Source organism: Streptomyces sp. NBC_01241, assembly GCF_041435435.1.
Classification (GTDB): domain Bacteria; phylum Actinomycetota; class Actinomycetes; order Streptomycetales; family Streptomycetaceae; genus Streptomyces.
The window spans coordinates 8,167,284-8,184,867 of sequence record NZ_CP108494.1 but is presented as its reverse complement, the minus strand read 5'-3'; the positions used below and the strand labels follow the sequence as shown (position 1 = coordinate 8,184,867).

Sequence of the window (17,584 nt, the reverse complement as noted above, 5' to 3'; positions counted from 1 at the left end):
TGGGTCCGCCGGAGTAGCGGAGAGCCGGCGGACGCTTTCAGGGCCTGCCGGCGGTCAGAGCTCGATGACCGTCCCGGCATGCCTGGCCCGCTCGGCGGCGAACACCACGCGGTGGCTCGCCAGGCTGGCGTCGATCCCGGAGACGATCAGTTCGGGCCGGCCGTCCTACAGGGCGTCGAGGGAGGTGTCCACGACGGTGGTGCGCTCGGCGAGGAAGTCGTAGACCTCGATGCGGCGGCCGTCTCCGGTGAGCTGCCCGAGGGTGCCGAAGATCTTCGTGTGCCGGTTCTCCAGCGGGGTGAACGCGGTCAGGACGAATGACGCGGTCACGGCGTTGTCGAACTCCAGGTTCACCACCTGGTGGTCCAGGACGTCGTTGTCGCTGTGGTAGACGCAGCGGCCGTACGGCCCTTCCGTCAGCGCCTCGATCACGGCCTCCTTGGTCAGCTCCCCGGCCATCGTGATCCGGGTGAAATACTGCTTGGTGCCGCCCTTGCGCGGAAGACGCTTCTCAACTGCAGGCGTCACCACGCACTCACGGCGGGATCGAGGCCGCGGGAACCGGGAAGTCATCGACACACCCAGCCAAACCCCGCGGCCCCACCCCGGACACCACCGGGACACCCGATCCATCCAAATCAACGAGCCGCGAAGTACAGGTTCCCGACTCTGTCTCATTGGTCAGCTCGGCAAGCCGTAAAGGATCACCTCCGCGATGCCCGCGACCGACTGCGCGCCGCCGCCGACGACGTCGGTGATGTTGATGCGGACGTAACGTACGCCTGCGGCGGTGAAGGTCTCCGGCAGCGTGTATTGGCCACCGCGGGTCAGCCCGGGAATCACGGTTGTCCATGAATTCCCGTCCCCGGAGACTTGCAGGTTGTACGTGTACCAACTGCTGTCTTTGCCCCAGTGGATGCGAGCGCCGGCCAGGTTGTGGGCAGCCGACAACTGCACGGTCAGCGTCTGCGGCAGCGTTGCCGACGCGGCGACCCATCCCGTGCCGAAGGTGATGTCGTCGTCGAACGCCCTGGCGGGTTCGAAGCCGCTCGCATGACTGGAGGCGCTCACCTCGCTGATCTGACCGCGGGGAATCTTTGGCCCAGGGTCAGCCGGTTGGCCCCCGCCCGTGCCGCCTGGCGGAACGACGCGGAACTCGCGAATGCTCGGCCACCACCCGCCGCCTGACAGCACGTTCACCCGCACATACCGCGCCTTGGTGGACACCTTGTGGTTGACCGTGCCGCCCTTGGTGGTGTTCGACTCCTTGTCGACCACCTTGGTCCAGTTCGTCGCGTCGTCCGACGTGAGGACGGCGTACTGGTAGTTTGCCTGGTCGGACTCCCAGACGATCTGGAACTCCGAAATGTCCGACGGCTGGCTGAGATCAACCTGCCACCATGCAGGGATGTTACCGCTCGCGACCCACTTGGAATCCGAGTCGTCATCGACGGCGTTGCCGGGGATGTTGCCTTCTTGGAAGCTCGAGGCTGTGGTTGGCTTGTTCAAAGCGATGTTCAGCGCGCCTTGGGGCTCCAGCGTCGAGATGTCCTTCCACTCGGGATGACGGCCGTCGGGCATGTATCTGCCGGAATAGGGGCTTGTCGCCACCGTGTAACTGCCGGACTCCAGCCCGTCGGCCGTCGCGGTGAGCGTGATGTCACCTGGGGCCGTGTCCACCGCGAGCAATGCGTAGCCGATGCCGGCCCTAGCCTTCTGAGTTTGTACTGCGAGGCGGGGGATGTCGTGGCCGACGAGGCTGCCCTTTCCGGTCACAGCGAGCTTGATTTCCGCAGTTGACGTCGGGATGACGGTGCCGTTCACGTCAACGACTTTGATGAACACCGGGATCAGGTCCGAGCCGTCGGCCACCGGCTGGATCCGCGTGCGCGCACGGGCGTAACGACGAAGCGTATCGGCCGCCCCAGCGGGCAGCGGACTGCCACGCTTCGCGCCTACCTTCTCGATCAACGATTCGACCGTGTTGGGTTGCACGTCATCGGCCAACACCGCAGCCGCCTTCACCCCGGCCGGCGACACGTCCCCCAGGTAGTACGCAAGCAGGTCCCGTAGTGCCGACCAGATACCCGCGTCGTCGATTTCGATCTGGATGTGGTGCGGGGCTCCGGGGGTTTTCACGACCTGAATGGTGGCCAGCTTGCCGTCAATGTAGCCCTCGGCTCTCAGCTCACCTGCGACGAACGAGGCGAGCGAGAAGGTGTAATAAGGATTGCCGTCTTTCGCAGCGATGTTCTTGGCAGTGCCCGCGTTCTGGTTCCGGCTCTTCTCGCCGACAAGGGTGCCGTTCTGGTACAGCTTCACGTGGTCGGTGTTACTGAAGACCGTTACCTCCCGGCTGGATGCTGCCGAGTAACTGCTGGCGATGAATACCATCGGGCCACCGTGATTGGGGTTCTTCGGCGACTGCATCCCCTTGAGCCAGTAGTAGCAGTACTTCGGATACCGGTCGATGTCCACGACCCCGGATTTCTGATACGGCGAGTTCGTGCCGTAGTCCTCGAAAACCCAAAGGAAGTAGCCGCCGATCCGGGGGTTGGCGTCCAGTCCGCCCCAGTCCCAGTACCCGGGACCGTTGAGGTATCGCTGCCTGGTCTCCACCTGTCGGACGAGTGCACCCTCGCCGCTTTCGCGGCCCACCCGACAGGGGCCCTCCCAGTCGCCCCATTCCCGTGTGAAGAAGGGCTTGGTCAGATCGGGATCCGAGCCGTCCGAGTTGACGACCTTGTAGTTCACGTCATAGTATTTCTTTCCCCATAAACCATAGTCGGCCGCGGTGAACATCTGGTCGTTGGGAATTTCCGCGTGGGCAAGCGCGGTGACTTTCTTTGACCACCACTCTGGATAATGCGTCTCGTTCAGCGAGGTTTCCCAGAGAATCATCGACGGACGGTTGCGGTCCCTGCGGATCATCTGCACGGCGTCCGCGTAGGTGCGATTGACGAACGTCTCGCTCTCGTTCCAGAACTGCCAGCCAGGCGCGCACGCGACGACGAGCAACCCGAGCTCGTCGGCGGCGTCGAGAAACGCCGGATCGTGCGGATAATGAGCAGCACGTACCGCGTTGAAACCGCCCAGCTTCAGCCTGAGAGCCTCACGCCACTTCATTGAAGCCGGCGCAGCGTCACCAACGTAGGCGTAGTTTTGGTGGATGTTCGCCCCGCGCAGGTAGAGGCGCTCACCGTTGATATAGAAACCGTCCCCACGGTATTCGATGCGGCGAATACCGATTCGCGTGGTGAGCGTATCCAGCACCTGGTCACGATGGAAGACCTCGCTGACCAGCTTGTACAGGTGCGGGCTGTCCGGGTGCCACAGGTCGGGACGGATCACCTTCAGGCCCTGCTCGAAGTCGTGATTGGCGCCGCTCGCAATCGTCGCGGTCCGGCTCTCCCGGGCGACGATCTCTCCTTGCGGATCGTAGATCGTCGACTGCAGCCTTGTGACGGCAGAAGAATCAGTACTGTTCACCACGCCGGTCCTGGCTTGGACGACAGCCCGCTCGGCGTCGGCGTACGGGTAGGTGACAAACACCCCGCCGCCGGCGACGCGGTCGGCCTCCAGCGGATCCGTGATGTAGATGCGACCGGTTATCTGCACCGTGACGTTGCGGTAGATGCCGCCGTAGGTGAGGAACCCGAGCTGTTCGCGGGGTTTACCAGGGGGCGTCTGCGGATCGTCGAGGTTCGAAACCCGCACGGCGAGGAGATTGTCGCGATCCCAGTGAAGCTTGTCGCTGACGTCGACGGAGAAGCCGAGATAGCCGCCGTGGTGTTCGACGAGCTTTTCACCGTTGAGGTAGACTTCGCAGTTTGTCTGGACGCCATCGAATCGGACCGTCACCCGGCGGTCTTTGTCGCTGGGATCCATGCGAAGATACCGGCGGTACCAGCCGATGCCGGCGAAGACGTTGTAGACAATTGGCTCCTTGCGTTCCAGCCGCATGGTGTGCGGAATCGTCACACCCGCCCACTTGGAGTCGTCGAAGGACAGCTGCTGCGCACCCTGGACATCGTCGCGCCAGAATGCCCAGTCTGTGTCGAGGTTGAGGGTGCGCCGCCCTGTTGCCTTCTTTACTTCTCCACGCGATGCGGCACTCGCCAGCCCGCCGGGTACCAGCGTCACGCCAGCACCAGCGAGGCCCGCTATGAGTACATTGCGGCGCCTGGGGCCGCCTGTCTTCCCGCTCATCGGCAGTGACCTCTTTCGTTTCGTGAGGCGCCTCTTCCGCGACCTCATTGGGTAGCCAATCCAGTTGCAGTGGTTGTTTTGCCGACCATCGACAATGTCGGCGGCTGGGCCACGCGTCGGTCGTGACGCCGGTGTCGCGGATCCGAGATGGTCGGCGGCGATCTCACCAGCCGGCGCGGCGGTCGTCCCGCCTGGGCCACCGCCACGGCCGCGTGTCGATCGGCTGGGCCAGGCATTGCGCGGCGAAGTACTGAATGCGATATCCGGCGAACCAGGTGAACAGGTCGCCCGGGGTGCCTTGCAGGTAGCTGGTGATGCCCTGCTGGAACGTGTTGTGGTCGACCGTGTTGTTGTCGATCTCCGCCTTGGCCGACGCTGAAGCCGCCGAAGTCAGCGTGGGCAAGGCGGACTTGCCGGCCGGGTCGGAGCAGTTCGACCCGAACATCACTGCGCTGCCGACGACATTGCCCGAGCCCCCGGAGAAGCTGGCGCCGTCGTCCTTCTTCTTAGTGCCCAACGAGCTGGAACAGGCCATCAGTAGACCACTGGAGACGACGACCAGGTCGGCCGCGCCGGTGACGCCCCGGAGTAGGCTTCCGCGGCTGCGCGCGAGGGGCCGCGTCTCTCCCTCACCTGCACTGGGGATTGTTGAAGACTAATCGAACATGAGGGCTCCCCCTTGGCAATGATCCCCATAGTCAGTAGAAAATGGGGCGAACTGCTCACCATCTGGCGAGAGCCCGGGCTCAGGTGACGCAAGAGGAACAGCGAAGGAAACGGAAACTCCCAGAAACCGACATCCGTTTGCAACGTAGGCCACCAGACGCCATGAGTCAACGCCCCGTCAACTACTCGACATCCGCCCGCTACGTCCGCTGTCTGGCCGCATGCAGCCCAGCCTGCGCATCACAGCCAGGCTGGCATCGGCCTGTACTGAGAGGTGATCTCATATGGCGAGCCTGCGGCAGCAGATGAGGGTGCAGGCGATGCTCCAGAAGGCGAGGAAGTGCTCGGCCTTGCGCTCGTAGCAACAGGGCAGGCGGCGGCAGCCGGCGAGCAGGGCATGGTGCGTTCGACGGCCCAACGGTGAAATCCCAGGCGCAGTACGGTCTCAGCGCCCTGCAGGACCAAGGGCACCGACGTCACCATCGACTTCACGGGCGCCGACACCAAGAAGTACACAAACGCCTGGCAGAAGTTGCTCGCCGACGGCCTGTTCACACCCGCCACCTCCCGGAACAAGGAGTGCTACAAGGGTCTGGCGGACGGCAGCATCGCCACACCGCCCATCGGTGCGGGATGCCCGTCAACTTCGCCTCGGACGTCGCCTCGGCGTCGGGTGACAGGCGCGGCGCGCCGCTTCTGCAGCGGCCCCCGACCACAGGGCCAGCGCGGAGCACGGCGGCCGCCTCGCCCTGCCGAAGGCCGCCAAGACCGATGAGCGAGACCCCGTCCCGGGTGAAACATCACAGACTCATCTCACCCACATCCACAGGCTTGACACTCTCCCGCAATGAGCAGTGTCATATACACGTTTGAATCTGTTGCGTTCTGGTAGATGTTGAGGCAGTGCCTCTCTTCCGGACATCCGCACCGGGCCGTTCGACGGCCCATCTCGCTCGCCTCACCGCACGGCCACTGAACACGTCTTCTCCGCTGGTCGCTGCCAGCACAAAGGAGCTTCACCATGTCCTCTGCATTCCAGCGGCGTGTCGCCGTCGCCACCGGCCTCCTGCTCACCCTCGGCGTGAGCACGGCGTGTTCCTCGGGCAAGGAGACTGCCGGGCAGGACCCCGTCGGCAAGGTGGACGGCAAGATCTCCCTCACCTATCTCCAGAAGCAGGGGGACCAGGAGTACTTCGTCGGCGAGGCCGCCGGAGCCAGGGCGAAGGCGGACGAGCTCGGCATCGACCTCAAGATCGTCAATCTCGGCAACGACGCCAACAAGACGGTGGGCGAGGTCCAGTCCGCCGTCGCCCAGAAGACCAACGGCGTCATCATCGTCGTCCCGGACCCCGCTGTGGGCCCCCAGGTCGTGCACACGGCCGAGGACGGCAAGGTCGCCCTGCTGACATCCGACGACCAGATCTGCTCCACCGGCCCCGACCCGGCCAGCTGCGGCAAGGCCGATCTCGTGCCCCGGGTCGGCTTCAGCGGCGCCCAGATGGGCGAGGAGGTCGGCAAGCGCGCGGCCTCCGAGTTCAAGAAGGCGGGCTGGAAGGCCTCCGACACCCGCATCATCTCTGCCTGGAAGCAGGACGTCACGGTCTGCGGGGACCGGGTCAACGCCTCCAAGAAGGCCTTCGACGCGGCCGTTCCGGGGGTGAAGACCATCAACGTGGCCACCGACAACACACCCACCGGAGCGCAGGACAAGATCGCTGCGACGATCACCGCCAACTCCAAGGTCAAGAACTGGGTCGTCTGGGGCTGCAACGACGAGAACGTGATGGGCGGTGTCACGGCCCTGCAGAACGCCGGGACCAGTCCCGCCAACATCATCGGCGTCGGCCTGGGCGCCTACCTCGCGTGCAAGGAGTGGCAGTCGGACAAGCCGTCCGGCATGAAGGCGGCGCTGTTCATCAACGGCAAGGACGTCGGCGCTCTGGCCGTCCAGACCATGTACGACAAGCTCAAGCACGGCAAGGACTTCCCGCAGGAGGCCTTCGCCGCCACCACCTTGGTCGACTCGCACTCCTGGAAGAGCGCCGGCCTCACCTGCAGCTGATCCCCTCTCACCGGTGGCTGTCGCGAAGGGCGGCAGCCACCGGTGGGCAGCCCCGGTCCTCTGCCCTCGGGCGGTCCCGGGCACCCCTGACCACACTTGCGCGACGCCATCGAGGTGAACCGACACATGACCCGAGCACCCAATTCGACCGGTGACTCCGGCCCTTCCGGCGGTCGGCCCGACGCCGCACCGCCGCCCGACTCCATCGGCGTCACGGGCATCACCAAGCGATTCGGTGCCGTACAGGCACTCACCGACGTCACGCTCGACTTCCCCGGCGGCCAGGTCACCGCGCTCATGGGCGAGAACGGTGCGGGAAAGTCGACCCTGCTCAAGATCCTCACCGGCGATCACCAGCCGACCGAGGGCCATGTCGTCGTGGCCGGCGAGCGGACCGAACTCGACTCCCCCGCCCGCGCGCGTGCCGCCGGAATCCGGATCATCCCGCAGGAACCGGAGATCATCCCCCACATCTCGGTCGCCGAGAACGTCTACGCCGGCTCACTGCCCCGCAAGCGCGGAAGGCTGCTCGACCGCCAGGAACTGCGTCGCCGGATCGTGGCGGACCTGGCGCGGCTGGGCTTCGCCGACGCACTCGACCCCGACCTCCCTGGACACCAGCTCACGTCTGCCCAGCGGCAGTTGGTCGAGATCATGCGCGCCCTGACCGGCGACACGGCTGCGCGGCTGATCGCCTTCGACGAGCCCACCTCCTCCCTGTCCGAGCACGAGGTGGAAGCGTTGTTCGCCCTGATCCGCCGACTGCGCGACCAGGGCATCGCGATCGTCTACGTCTCCCACCGCATGCAGGAGATCTTCCAGCTCGCCGACCGCATCGCCGTACTGCGCGACGGCGGCCTGGTCGGTGTGCAGCAGGCAAGCACGACGAACGAAAGAGAGCTGGTCCGCCTGATGGTGGGGCGCGACCTGTCCACCATGTTCGTGCGACAGCGCACGGCCACTGACCGTCTCGTGCTCGACGTCAAGAACCTCACCACGGACGACGTGCAGAACATTTCGCTCCAGGTCCGGGCGGGCGAAGTCGTCGGCCTGGCAGGACTCATCGGAGCGGGACGCTCGGAGCTGGCGCTGGCACTCGCCGGCGATCAGCCGGTCCGCAGCGGCACCGTCACCCTCGACGGCAAGCCCTTGCGCAGCGGCCATCCCGGCGAAGTGATCCAGGCCGGGCTCGGACTCGCGCCGGAGGAACGCAAGGCACAGGCCCTCTTCCTGCAACAGTCCGTCCGGGACAACACTTCACTGGTCGTACTGGACCGGCTGCGTCGCTTCCGCTTCGTCAGGCGGCCGGCTGAGCGTGAACTCGCCCAGCACTACGCCGACCGGCTCCGGGTGCGCACCCCCTCGATCAACCACGAGGTCCACAAGCTGTCCGGCGGCAATCAGCAGAAGGTCGTCCTGGCGCGCTGGCTGGCGCGAAAGCCGAAGGTGCTGATCCTGGACGAGCCGACGCGCGGCATCGACGTCGGCGCCAAGGCCGAGATCTACCAGATCATCGCCGACTTGGCCAATGAGGGCGTCGCTCTGCTGGTCATCTCCTCCGAACTCCCGGAGCTCCTCGGTCTCGCGGACCGAGTCGTGGTGATGCAGGGCGGCCGGATCACCGGCGAACTCAGCCACGACGAAGCCACCGAAGAATCCATCCTCGCCCTCGCGATGGCCGACGACATCGGCCGCACCAGCACTTCTGGAGCCACCTCATGACTCTCACCAGCACCCCTTCCCCGGCCGTGAAGGAACCAGCCGACCACGGCCGCAAGACCGGCAGGGCGGAGTTCCTCGTCGGTATCGGCGGCCAGAACATCAGCCTCATCGGCGCACTCGTGCTCGTCCTGGTGCTCTTCGGAATCCTCAACGACAACTACCTGAGCCTGTCCAACATGCAGGTGATCGCCCAGGCCGCCACCATCACCGGACTGCTCGCCATCGTGCAGACCGTGGTAATCATCTGCGGCGGCCTCGACATCTCCGTAGGCTCACAGACCGGCGTTGCCTCGGTCATCAGCGCCATGGCCTTCACAAGCGTCGGCTCCAACGCGTTCGCCGGCATGGCGGCCGCCGTCGGCATCGGTGTCCTCATCGGCCTGGCCAACGGCCTGATCATCGTCTACGGCCGGGTCAACCCCACCATCGCCACCCTGGCAGGACTGGCCGCGTACAAGGGACTTGCCCAGCTGCTGTCGGACGGCCGGGCGCAAGGCTACGTCCTCAACAACGACGCCTTCATCTTCCTCGGCCGCGGCAAGATCGTCGGGCTGCCGGTGATGGTCTGGCTTCTCGTCATCGTCGCCGCCGCTGTGCACCTGCTGCTCAAGTACACCGACATCGGCCGCAACCTCTACGCGATCGGCGGCAACGACACCGCCGCCCGGCTGGCCGGCATCAGCATCAACAAGTACCTGGTCGCCGTCTACGCGCTCATCGGTGTGGTCGCTGCAGTGGCAGGCATCCTGCTGACGGCCCGGACCGGCTCGGGCCAGCCGACGTCCGGCAGTGAGGGCCTGGAGCTCAAGGCCATCACCGCCGCGGCTCTCGGCGGCTGCGCCCTCAAGGGCGGCAAGGGCGGAATCGGTGGCACCCTGCTCGCGGTCGCCCTGCTCGGCTGCCTCGAGAACGGACTCACCGTCGAAGGCATCAACTCCTTCTGGCAGAACGTCGCCCAGGGCGCACTGCTGGTCGTGGCCGTCGTCATCCAGCAACGCCGCAGCGGCGAACGGGCCGTCGGTCTGCCTCACTGAGCCGTACCGCTGCCAGTCTGTCGGAGGCCGGTGGCTGCAGGTCAACCGCGCCCGCGCGGTCGGCCACCGGTCCTCCCCATGAGCATGACCACAGCGCACCCGGTGAGCCCCGGTGGCTCGCCGGGTGGCTGCCGTACCGCTCCGCTCCAGCGCTGTAAAACGGGATAAACATGAAACATGAGCGGATATTCGCTCCTCTGGCGTTGGCTACCCCGATGGCACGGCAAACCCGCCCCGGGACCAGCGCCTCGTGAGGGCAGTGACGGTCAGCACCGAACCGGCCTCTGCGGGCAGGGCACCGGAGGTCCTCACCGCTCGGGAACGTGGCGGGAGGTGGTCGGGAGGCCCTGCGTTCCACTGGGCCGGCGAAGGTGCCGAGGGTATCGGATGCCCAAATTTGCGGTGCCGGAGGAGGAACTGGGCAAGGGCCCCGCCGCCCATGGCTTCGGAGATCAGCGATGGACCTTGGGCCCAACACCGTTGCGTTGGCCCCTGAGCTGTACGTCAAGCCCTGCTGAACAGCGCAACGGGACCACCCGATAGATCAACGATCGGCGAAGAAAGTCGATCAAGGTCAGGGGGTCCCGTTGCAGGAGGTCTACGCCCTGCTCACCGCCTACCAGGCTCTGATCCGCACCGGCGACGACGCCCTGACCGGTCGGCCGGAAGTACCCATGGAACGGATCAGTTTCACCGTCCTGTTGGCCGCCGCAACCGACACCGTCACCGCCGGCCATGGAATCTTCCCCAACACCCTCGTCGACCTGGTCGGCACGATCGGCCAAGCGGCCCTGGACGCCCTCCTGCCCGCCCACCGACGGCAACGAGTGAAGGCCCGCACCCGCAAGAACCCCCACCAGCAAGTACGGACCGAACGCCGGACAGCACCCCCAGAAGGCCCAGAACTACACCGTCCGCACCACCGTCGCGCTCTTCGACCACGGCCTCAATAGCCGCTCACGGCGCTAACGCAACGGTGTTGAGTTCAAAAGAGGAGGACTCCACTAACCGAGAGGATTGACAGATTGAACCTCCCGCCCTGCCGGGCACGAGGATCGGGCACCCGCGCCAACTCGGTAATGAAGTCCCGCACTTCATCAGGGCTCCGGGGTCGGGCCGGGGCACGGGACGCAACAGTGATGGGGGATGATGGCGGAACGAACACGGCACCCTTGCAGATCCTGAGGCGTAGACACCTTCGTGATCCACAAGGCCCGTGTTCGTCTGCGTTCGGGGCGCCACCATCACCAACCATGCCGAACCCGGACATCCGGACCGAACGCCGGGGCCCTGGTCCCGTTGTCGGCTCACTCGGCTTCGAGCCAGCCCAGCCGTGCCGCCTGGAAGCCCAACTGCATGCGATTCTGCACCTTCGCGACGTCCATCAGGTGCCGGATCCGGCGCTGCACCGTCCGCAGGGAACTGTGCAGTTGGGCGGCGATCGCTTTGTCGGTGAGACCGGCCAGCGACAGGCTGAGGATTTGTGCATCCAGATCATCGATGGCGGGCGCGTTCTGCAAAGCACCTGCAGAGGTGACAAACTGCGTAGCTTTCCCCCATTCGGACTCGAAGAGTGCTATCAGCGCGTCGAGCAGGGTGCTCGCGTGCACGAACAGGGCTCCCGCCTTTGCGGCATCGGCCGAACCGAGGAGTGGAACAACGGCGAACTCGCGGTCCACGATGAAGAGTTTCAGTGGCACTGTCTCAGTGATTCGGACCTCCTCTCCTGCGGCCCGTGCCTGGACGATCTCGTCGAACGACGGGGCTCCCTCGTCGAGCATCGCGCGTTCGAGTATCACGCGGTAACGGACTCCGCGCGCGATGGCCGCGCCGTCGGTCATGTTGCCGACCGAAAAGACCGGCGCCTTGACGAGGTTCATGATTTCTTTCTGTGCGCCGAGTTGCATTTGTCCGAGGCGCTCGCGGATGGTCTCGGTGCCGTGGATCACATCGATGACGTCTCCGACGCCGCGCCTAGCGGCGGCCGCACGGTAGATTTCGTCGAGGGAGTCGAGTTCGAGTTCCGCCAGCCTGAGGTCGTTCTGTCGCTGGACCAGGAGCGCCCGCAGCGCCGCCGCCGGTGGGGAGGCCACAAACCGGGTGGTGTCCCCGAGGCCGCGCGTGGCGAGTCCCCGGCCTTCGAGCATGCCGAGGATGCGCTCGACCTGGCGGGCATCGCGGCCGACGGACCCGGCGAGTTCGGCGGGAGTGGCAGACGCTACCGAGATGAGCGTGCCGTAGATCTCCGACTCTGCGGGAGCTAGTCCCAGCACGTCTGACAGCATGGTGCTCCTCCGCCTGCTTGTCGGCCCTGGCTGTTCAGTTGGGTCTGATTCCCTGATGGCCGTTTAGCAAACCGACGGCTGCCTGTAGCTGCCGACGGGAAGCGGGCTGATCGGGCACGCGGGGCCGTGCTGCTGAGGGCGTGTGCGGACCGGCTCGGGCTGACCGCCGTGCTCGGGCGGGTGCTGCCGGGCGGGAGCGGTGCCTGACGCGACCGTGCCGAGTTCCTGGTGGGCGTGGCCTGCGCGATGGTGCTGGGGCGGCGAACCTGCTCGAGGCCGAGCAGCTGCAGCTCCACCAGGCCCCGGTGTTCGGTGCCCTGGCCTCCGGCTCCACAGCTCGCCGTGCCCTGGCGGCCCTGGACGAGCGGGCGCTGGGCCGGAGTGCGGCGCGTGCCCACGATCTGGACTGCTGGGTCTGCCGGCCCCGCGCGACAGGGCCGACTTCATCGGGTACAGGCGGGAGCGGGCCAACGGGTTGAACCGACGGGGTGAACCGACGGAGCGGGGCAGTTACTGGCGAACGGTCTGCGATCGTTGGCCCTGCCCGCATGCGGCGAGGGCTTCGCCGAGTGCACGAGAGACGGCCGGGGCGAAACTCGCGTTTCGCCCCGGCCGTGGCCGGTTCAACGTTTCATCGGTTCATCTCAGCGCAGTTGGTACGCCTTGGGGATGGTCTGCTTGACGGTGTCCCCCGCGCTGTCGGTCGCGCTGATCCGCAGTCCGACTCCTCCGGGAGCCTCGCCACGCTTCGGGTGCTGGATTCGCGCGGTGAACGTGTTCTGCCCGCCGGCCTGGGCGGTGATTGCCGGCTTCCAGGTCTTGCCGCCGTCGACGCTGGCCTCGACCCGCACCTCGGTCACGGTCGGTGGTTTGCTGAGCCGATCCTGGTAGTAGCCGGTGACGGTGATGGGGTGGAGGCCGCCGGCCTTGGCGGTGTTGTCCAGATCCAGGCCCAGGTCGTACCGCAGGAAGATCAACGGCTCCGGACGGCACGAACCTGGATCCTTGACGACGACGTCCGCGATGCACGGCTGCGAGGTCGGCGTGTCAGGCTTGGTCGGCCGGTCGGACGTGTACTCCCACACGGTCTTGACCCCGTTGGTTTCCGCCTCGAACGAGTAGCGGGCCGATTGCGCAGGCAGGTCGTACGTGATGACGTCAGCAGTAGCCGTGCAACCCGCCGCCGCAAGCACCGCTACGGCTGCCAGCGACGCCAGATTCACTGTCCGGCGCCACCTCGACGGCGCGGTCGCGTTCATCGGACCAGTCTCCTTCCTCGCTTCGGTCATCACCGCTTGCTCCCCGACACCAGGGCCGGCGCGTTGCCGGGCTCACCGAGCTGGAAGACGAACTTGACCGGGACGAGCCGTTGCTCGAGTTCGTCGCCGTCCTTGTTGAACAGGCTGACGTCGCAGGTGGTACAGGCTTGTACCCCATAGAAGAACCCGGCGGCGCCCGCGATGTCGTTTTCGACGCCGATCATGGCCTGGCGACCGCCTCCGCTGCTGGTCAGGTACATGGTCGGCCAGAAACGGTCGGCCTCCCGGCAGCCGGCGCACGGCAGGCCGGTGTTGTTGGTGAAGCCCGACTTGCTGCGGACCTGGGGCACCGCGCCGGGCAGGGACGGACCCGCGTTCCAGTCGATCGTGTTCTTCCTGTCGAGCGCCAGGTCCCGAATTTCGCTCGGGCCCGTCATGCTCGCCACGGACGGCGCGACGTAATCCCTGGTGGCCATCTCGAATGTGTCGACCGCGTTGTCGTCCCGCGGCCCGACCCACGTGGTGAGCTGCCGCTGGCTGGCCGGCCTGGGCAGGTCCATGTCCACTGCAACCGGGCCGGCGTCGGTGTTGCGGTTCCAGCCGAGCCAGGTAGTCACCCCGGGCCGGTCAGCGTGGATACGGTGGTCGACACGGTCGAGCTGCTCGGGCAGGACCCGGTACGGCAGGCTGGCGGGGACCCGACCGCTCGTGTTGAACGCCAGCGCGTAGCTCTTCGACACCTCGCTGTTGCCGCCGAGTTCGACCTTGACGCCGGGCTTCGCCCCGCCCCCGATCCGCTGGATCAGCGTGGCAGCCTCGGCCGGGGGTACGGACACGATCGGCAACGCTGCGTACGGCTCGACCGGCGGGCAGCTGTCCGGACCGTTCTCGCAGTTGTAGAGCCGGGTCCCGTACGACTCCAGGGCGACCCGATCGGTCCCGCCGGCCACCAGCACCCCGACCGCACCCGCCGCGGCAGCCGCCGCCACTCGCTCACGGAGTGCGGTGAAGTTGCAGGTCGTCTTGCAGATGTCGGTTGGCCGCACCAGTACCAGCGCACCCGTCGCGTCGATCTTGGCGAGCTCCTCGGCCGAGCCGGTGCCGGCGTAGACCACGGGCTTCTTCCCGTTGGTGGGCAGTCGGGGGATCGTCAACCGCACGAAGCGGTTCAACTTCCTTCCGTTTTCTGTCCATTGCTGGGTCCCGCCCTGGATGGAAGTGTCCGGCTTCGCGTAGCGGGCGTCCAGGTGGAAGGAGGCACCGTTTCCCGTGACCTTCATCGTCACGGACGGCGGTACCAGGACATGCTGGCTGTTGAAGGAGAGCGTGCCGACGCTCACCTCGCTGGTCGGCAGTACCCACCAGTTCGGTTCACCGGGACCGTAGTCGCTGGCCATGCCTGCGGAAAGTCCCCAATTGCCGTCCACGGAGGTCCGCTGGAGTTTGAAGACCGCGCGGTATGTCTCCGTCGGCTCCGCGGCGTTCACCCTGACCGGCTTAGCCTTCCGCAGGTCCAGCTCCACCGTGGTCGCCCCGGTGACCTGCACCTGCGGTGCCATCGGCAGGGCCTGCTGCAGCTCACCGGCCGCGTCCCGCCACATCACCGTGAGGGCCGCCGCGACAGTGCCGGCGAAGACCCTGGCCTTGATCGTCTCACCACCCGGTGCCACCACCGGGTCCTCGTAAAGGTTCAGCTTGTCCTCGTCCATCGGGACGATCAGCGCGTTGCCGTACCGGATGTCGGTGGCGCCGGCCGGAGGAATGACCTTGATGGTCAGGTCGTGACGGATCGGCTCCAGGACCGCCGAGATCCGCGACGATCCCAGCGTCGTCCCCGTGCTGTCCTTGGCGGTCAGGGCGCCTGCGTATCTGCCGTACTGTCCGGCACCGTCCACCACCCTGCCGTCCATGGTCACCGTCACGTCGGCCGACCCCTTGGCGGGCACGGTCACCTCGTCGGCGCTGAGCGTGAACAGCCCCGCCGGTGCGGGCTTGCCCGAGGAGGAGGCCGAGGGGGAAAGCGTCAGCGTGATCGGCTCGTCGGTCCAGTTGCTGTAGGTGACCGTCCTGGACACCGGCGAGTGCGGGTATTCGGATCGGCCGAAGTTCAGGCTCCCGTCCGGGATGATCTTCGGATCGATCGCCCGGGCCACGTCCACCCGGCCGGCGCCCTGCGCGTACACGTCGTGCCCGAGGTCCTTGGCGGTGCCCATCAGCAGCGCCTTGATCTGCCGCCCGGTGAAGTCCGGGTGCTGCTGGGCGATGATCGCCGCGGCGCCGGCCATATGGGGGGTGGCCATGGAAGTGCCGCTGGCGGTCGTGTAGTAGTCGCCCACGGTCGTGCCCATCGCGGTGCCCTTGGCCCGGGCGGCGGTGATGGCGACGCCCGGAGCCGCGATGTCCGGCTTGGCCGCGCCGTCCCCGAGGCGAGGTCCGCGGCTGGAGAAGGGGGCCATCTGGTCGCTCTTGTCCACGGCCGCGACCGTCAGCGCCTCGTCGGCGGCACCCGGCGACCCGACCGTCTGGGAGCCCGGGCCGTTGTTGCCCGCAGCGATGACGAACAGGGTGCCGTAGGTACGGCTGAGCTCGTTGACCGACTTGCTCAGCGCGTCCGTTCCGTTGGTGGCCTGGCCTCCGATACTCATGTTCACCACGCGGTAACCGGACTTGGCGGCCCATTCCATGCCGGCAATGACCGCGTCGCCGGCGCACCTTCCGTCGGCGTCGCAGATCCTGCCGATGCCGAGCTTCGCACCCGGTGCCACACCGCGGCGCAGCCCGTCGGAGGCCTTGCCGGTGCCGGCGATCGTGGACGCCACATGGGTACCGTGTCCGTGTCCGTCCACCGTCCCGTTCGGGCTGTCGGTGAAGTCAACCGCCTCGGCGATCTGGCCGGCGAGATCGGGGTGGGTGGCATCGATGCCGCTGTCCAGCACAGCGACCTTCACGTTTGAACCGTCATAGCCGCGGCTCCAGGCGGCGGGCGCGCCGATCTGCGGTACGGACTTGTCGAGCTGGATCCTCGTCAGCTCGTTGAGCCACACCTTTTCCACCCCGGCCAGCGGGCCTGTCGCCCGGGCGGCGGAGACGGACTTGCCGGTGTCCTTCTCTCGTACCTCTCGCCACCACTGGCCGTTGCCCTTGATGGTCATCGAGCGGGCGTTGATGCTCGGCAGAACGGTTTTGGCTGTGATACCGGCGACGGCCGCCGCCGTCCGGGCGTTGGTCTTCTCGGTGTACTCGGCGATCACCGGGACCTCACCGGTCCTACCCTCGGCCGCCCAATCCGCCAGCTTGGCGAGGTTGAAGAGCTCCCAGTCCAGCAGGTCGGCACGGAGCAGCGGCAATGCGTCGTCCGGTATGACGTAGGCCTGGCCGTTCCTGGTGATGGTCTGGAAGAGAACCGACTCGTGCCCGGGCCGCGCCGCCGGCTCGATCTCGTGGACGACCGGCTTCCCATCCGCGGTGACACCGATCTGCACCTTGTCGCCGGTCACCAGCGTCAGTGACACCTTTGCCCGAGTTCCGGCGGCAGCGCGGAGAAGGTTGCCGTCGACCGAAGTGGGCTGGATCTGGTTGAGGGCAGCAGGGGAAGACGGAGCCGGGGTTGGGTCGGCGGCATTGGCCGAGGCGGTCGACATGACCATTCCGAGGACGGTGATGCCGGTGACCGCGGTGGCCAGTCGGCGCCCAAAACGCCTCATCGCCAGGCCTCCTGAGATGCCGTTCTTACGGTTTCGCCGTGAATATGGCGAGGGGGATGCATGAGTGCCTCCTGCTCGTCGCGACAAAGAAGTCCTTGCCGTATCAGCAGATACTTTCGGGCTCAGCACCGACCGAGGCAACTGATTGAGCGTGGCGGATTTCTTCCATGTCACAAACCCGCCATAGCAATTGGCCGGGCAATCGGCGAGGAACGCCACGCCGCCTTGCTGATGCTGGTCGGGCGCGCCGGAGTACCACTTCAAGATTTACGGCGAGCTCCCCGGTGATCCGTGAGGGTGCGCCAACCGCCGCTGGTCTTCATCTGGACTTTGACCATGCGGATGTCCTGCTCGCCCTGGTTGTTGGTGAAGAAGCCGGCCGGCGAAGCGTCCGCCCCGAGTGCCTCACCGCAGCCTTCGCACGAGGCGGGCCGATGCCAGATGTTCTCGTCCGGGTCTGCGACCTGCTCCAGGTTGCTGCCCGGGTGTCCCGGCTGGGCTCCGGGCTTGCGGCCGCTGGAACGGCGCTGCGAGCGCGGCGGCGGCTCGCGGAACGGACTGTCCGAGGAGGGTGGCTTCGAGGAGTTCGAATGACCGGTGAGCCCTGCGGGGCAATGCCACGTTCCACGGTCTCGTTGTTACA

General features: G+C 66.5%; 10 protein-coding genes and 3 pseudogenes. 5 read left to right on the top strand and 8 right to left on the bottom strand.

Annotated features, from left to right (window positions below):
* Positions 1–165 precede the first annotated feature (165 nt).
* The 4 genes and pseudogenes from OG306_RS37100 to OG306_RS37085 all read right to left on the bottom strand — a co-directional run.
* Entirely contained in the window at positions 166–528 is a 363-nt protein-coding gene (locus OG306_RS37100; RefSeq protein ID WP_266750883.1) for a hypothetical protein, read from the bottom strand.
* 153 nt (positions 529–681) lie between these two features.
* Positions 682–4,143 carry a glycoside hydrolase family 2 protein gene (locus tag OG306_RS37095; protein WP_266750882.1) on the bottom strand — a complete coding sequence of 1,154 codons (3,462 nt, stop codon included), beginning with the start codon at positions 4,141–4,143 and terminating at the stop codon, positions 682–684.
* A gap of 229 nt (positions 4,144–4,372) precedes the next feature.
* Complete coding sequence (locus tag OG306_RS37090) at positions 4,373–4,744, bottom strand: hypothetical protein (protein WP_266750880.1); 372 nt, start codon at positions 4,742–4,744, stop codon at positions 4,373–4,375.
* 411 nt (positions 4,745–5,155) lie between these two features.
* A pseudogene (locus OG306_RS37085) lies at positions 5,156–5,307 on the bottom strand (IS5/IS1182 family transposase); the annotation flags it as partial.
* Between the two features lie 589 nt (positions 5,308–5,896).
* Here OG306_RS37085 and OG306_RS37080 point away from each other — a divergent pair.
* The 5 genes and pseudogenes from OG306_RS37080 to OG306_RS37065 all read left to right on the top strand — a co-directional run bounded on the left by OG306_RS37080 (position 5,897) and on the right by OG306_RS37065 (position 10,646).
* On the top strand, positions 5,897–6,937 hold the full coding sequence (locus OG306_RS37080; RefSeq protein WP_266750879.1) for a substrate-binding domain-containing protein: 1,041 nt from the start codon (positions 5,897–5,899) through the stop codon (positions 6,935–6,937).
* Between the two features lie 126 nt (positions 6,938–7,063).
* On the top strand, positions 7,064–8,659 hold the full coding sequence (locus OG306_RS37075; RefSeq protein ID WP_266904552.1) for a sugar ABC transporter ATP-binding protein: 1,596 nt from the start codon (positions 7,064–7,066) through the stop codon (positions 8,657–8,659).
* On the top strand, positions 8,656–9,693 hold the full coding sequence (locus OG306_RS37070; RefSeq protein WP_266750876.1) for an ABC transporter permease: 1,038 nt from the start codon (positions 8,656–8,658) through the stop codon (positions 9,691–9,693). The genes OG306_RS37075 and OG306_RS37070 overlap by 4 nt, the downstream gene beginning before the upstream one ends.
* Before the next feature lie 332 nt (positions 9,694–10,025).
* Positions 10,026–10,161, top strand: a pseudogene (locus OG306_RS41015) (IS630 family transposase); the annotation flags it as partial.
* Between the two features lie 119 nt (positions 10,162–10,280).
* Positions 10,281–10,646: a hypothetical protein gene (locus tag OG306_RS37065; protein ID WP_266904554.1), complete on the top strand. Its 366-nt coding sequence runs from the start codon at positions 10,281–10,283 to the stop codon at positions 10,644–10,646.
* A gap of 354 nt (positions 10,647–11,000) precedes the next feature.
* On the opposite strand, the gene OG306_RS37060 is transcribed toward OG306_RS37065, so the two are convergent.
* The 4 genes and pseudogenes from OG306_RS37060 to OG306_RS37045 form a co-directional block, all read right to left on the bottom strand.
* Entirely contained in the window at positions 11,001–11,978 is a 978-nt protein-coding gene (locus OG306_RS37060) for a helix-turn-helix domain-containing protein (RefSeq protein WP_266750873.1), read from the bottom strand.
* A gap of 644 nt (positions 11,979–12,622) precedes the next feature.
* A complete protein-coding gene (locus OG306_RS37055) occupies positions 12,623–13,237 on the bottom strand; it encodes a hypothetical protein (protein ID WP_266750871.1) in 615 nt (204 codons plus the stop codon).
* Between the two features lie 29 nt (positions 13,238–13,266).
* Positions 13,267–16,941, bottom strand: a complete 3,675-nt coding sequence (locus OG306_RS37050) for a S8 family peptidase (RefSeq protein ID WP_266904556.1) — start codon at positions 16,939–16,941, stop codon at positions 13,267–13,269.
* A 260-nt stretch (positions 16,942–17,201) separates the two neighbouring features.
* Positions 17,202–17,516, bottom strand: a pseudogene (locus OG306_RS37045) (hypothetical protein); the annotation flags it as partial.
* Positions 17,517–17,584 lie beyond the last annotated feature (68 nt).

Bases quoted from the DNA above. Each gene is read 5' to 3' on its own strand.
- OG306_RS37080 (WP_266750879.1), top strand. From the start codon at position 5,897: ATGTCCTCTGCATTCCAGCGGCGTGTCGCCGTCGCCACCGGCCTCCTG.
- OG306_RS37060 (WP_266750873.1), bottom strand. From the start codon at position 11,978: ATGCTGTCAGACGTGCTGGGACTAGCTCCCGCAGAGTCGGAGATCTAC.
- OG306_RS37070 (WP_266750876.1), top strand. From the start codon at position 8,656: ATGACTCTCACCAGCACCCCTTCCCCGGCCGTGAAGGAACCAGCCGAC.
- OG306_RS37050 (WP_266904556.1), bottom strand. From the start codon at position 16,941: ATGAGGCGTTTTGGGCGCCGACTGGCCACCGCGGTCACCGGCATCACC.
- OG306_RS37090 (WP_266750880.1), bottom strand. From the start codon at position 4,744: ATGGCCTGTTCCAGCTCGTTGGGCACTAAGAAGAAGGACGACGGCGCC.
- OG306_RS37055 (WP_266750871.1), bottom strand. From the start codon at position 13,237: ATGAACGCGACCGCGCCGTCGAGGTGGCGCCGGACAGTGAATCTGGCG.
- OG306_RS37075 (WP_266904552.1), top strand. From the start codon at position 7,064: ATGACCCGAGCACCCAATTCGACCGGTGACTCCGGCCCTTCCGGCGGT.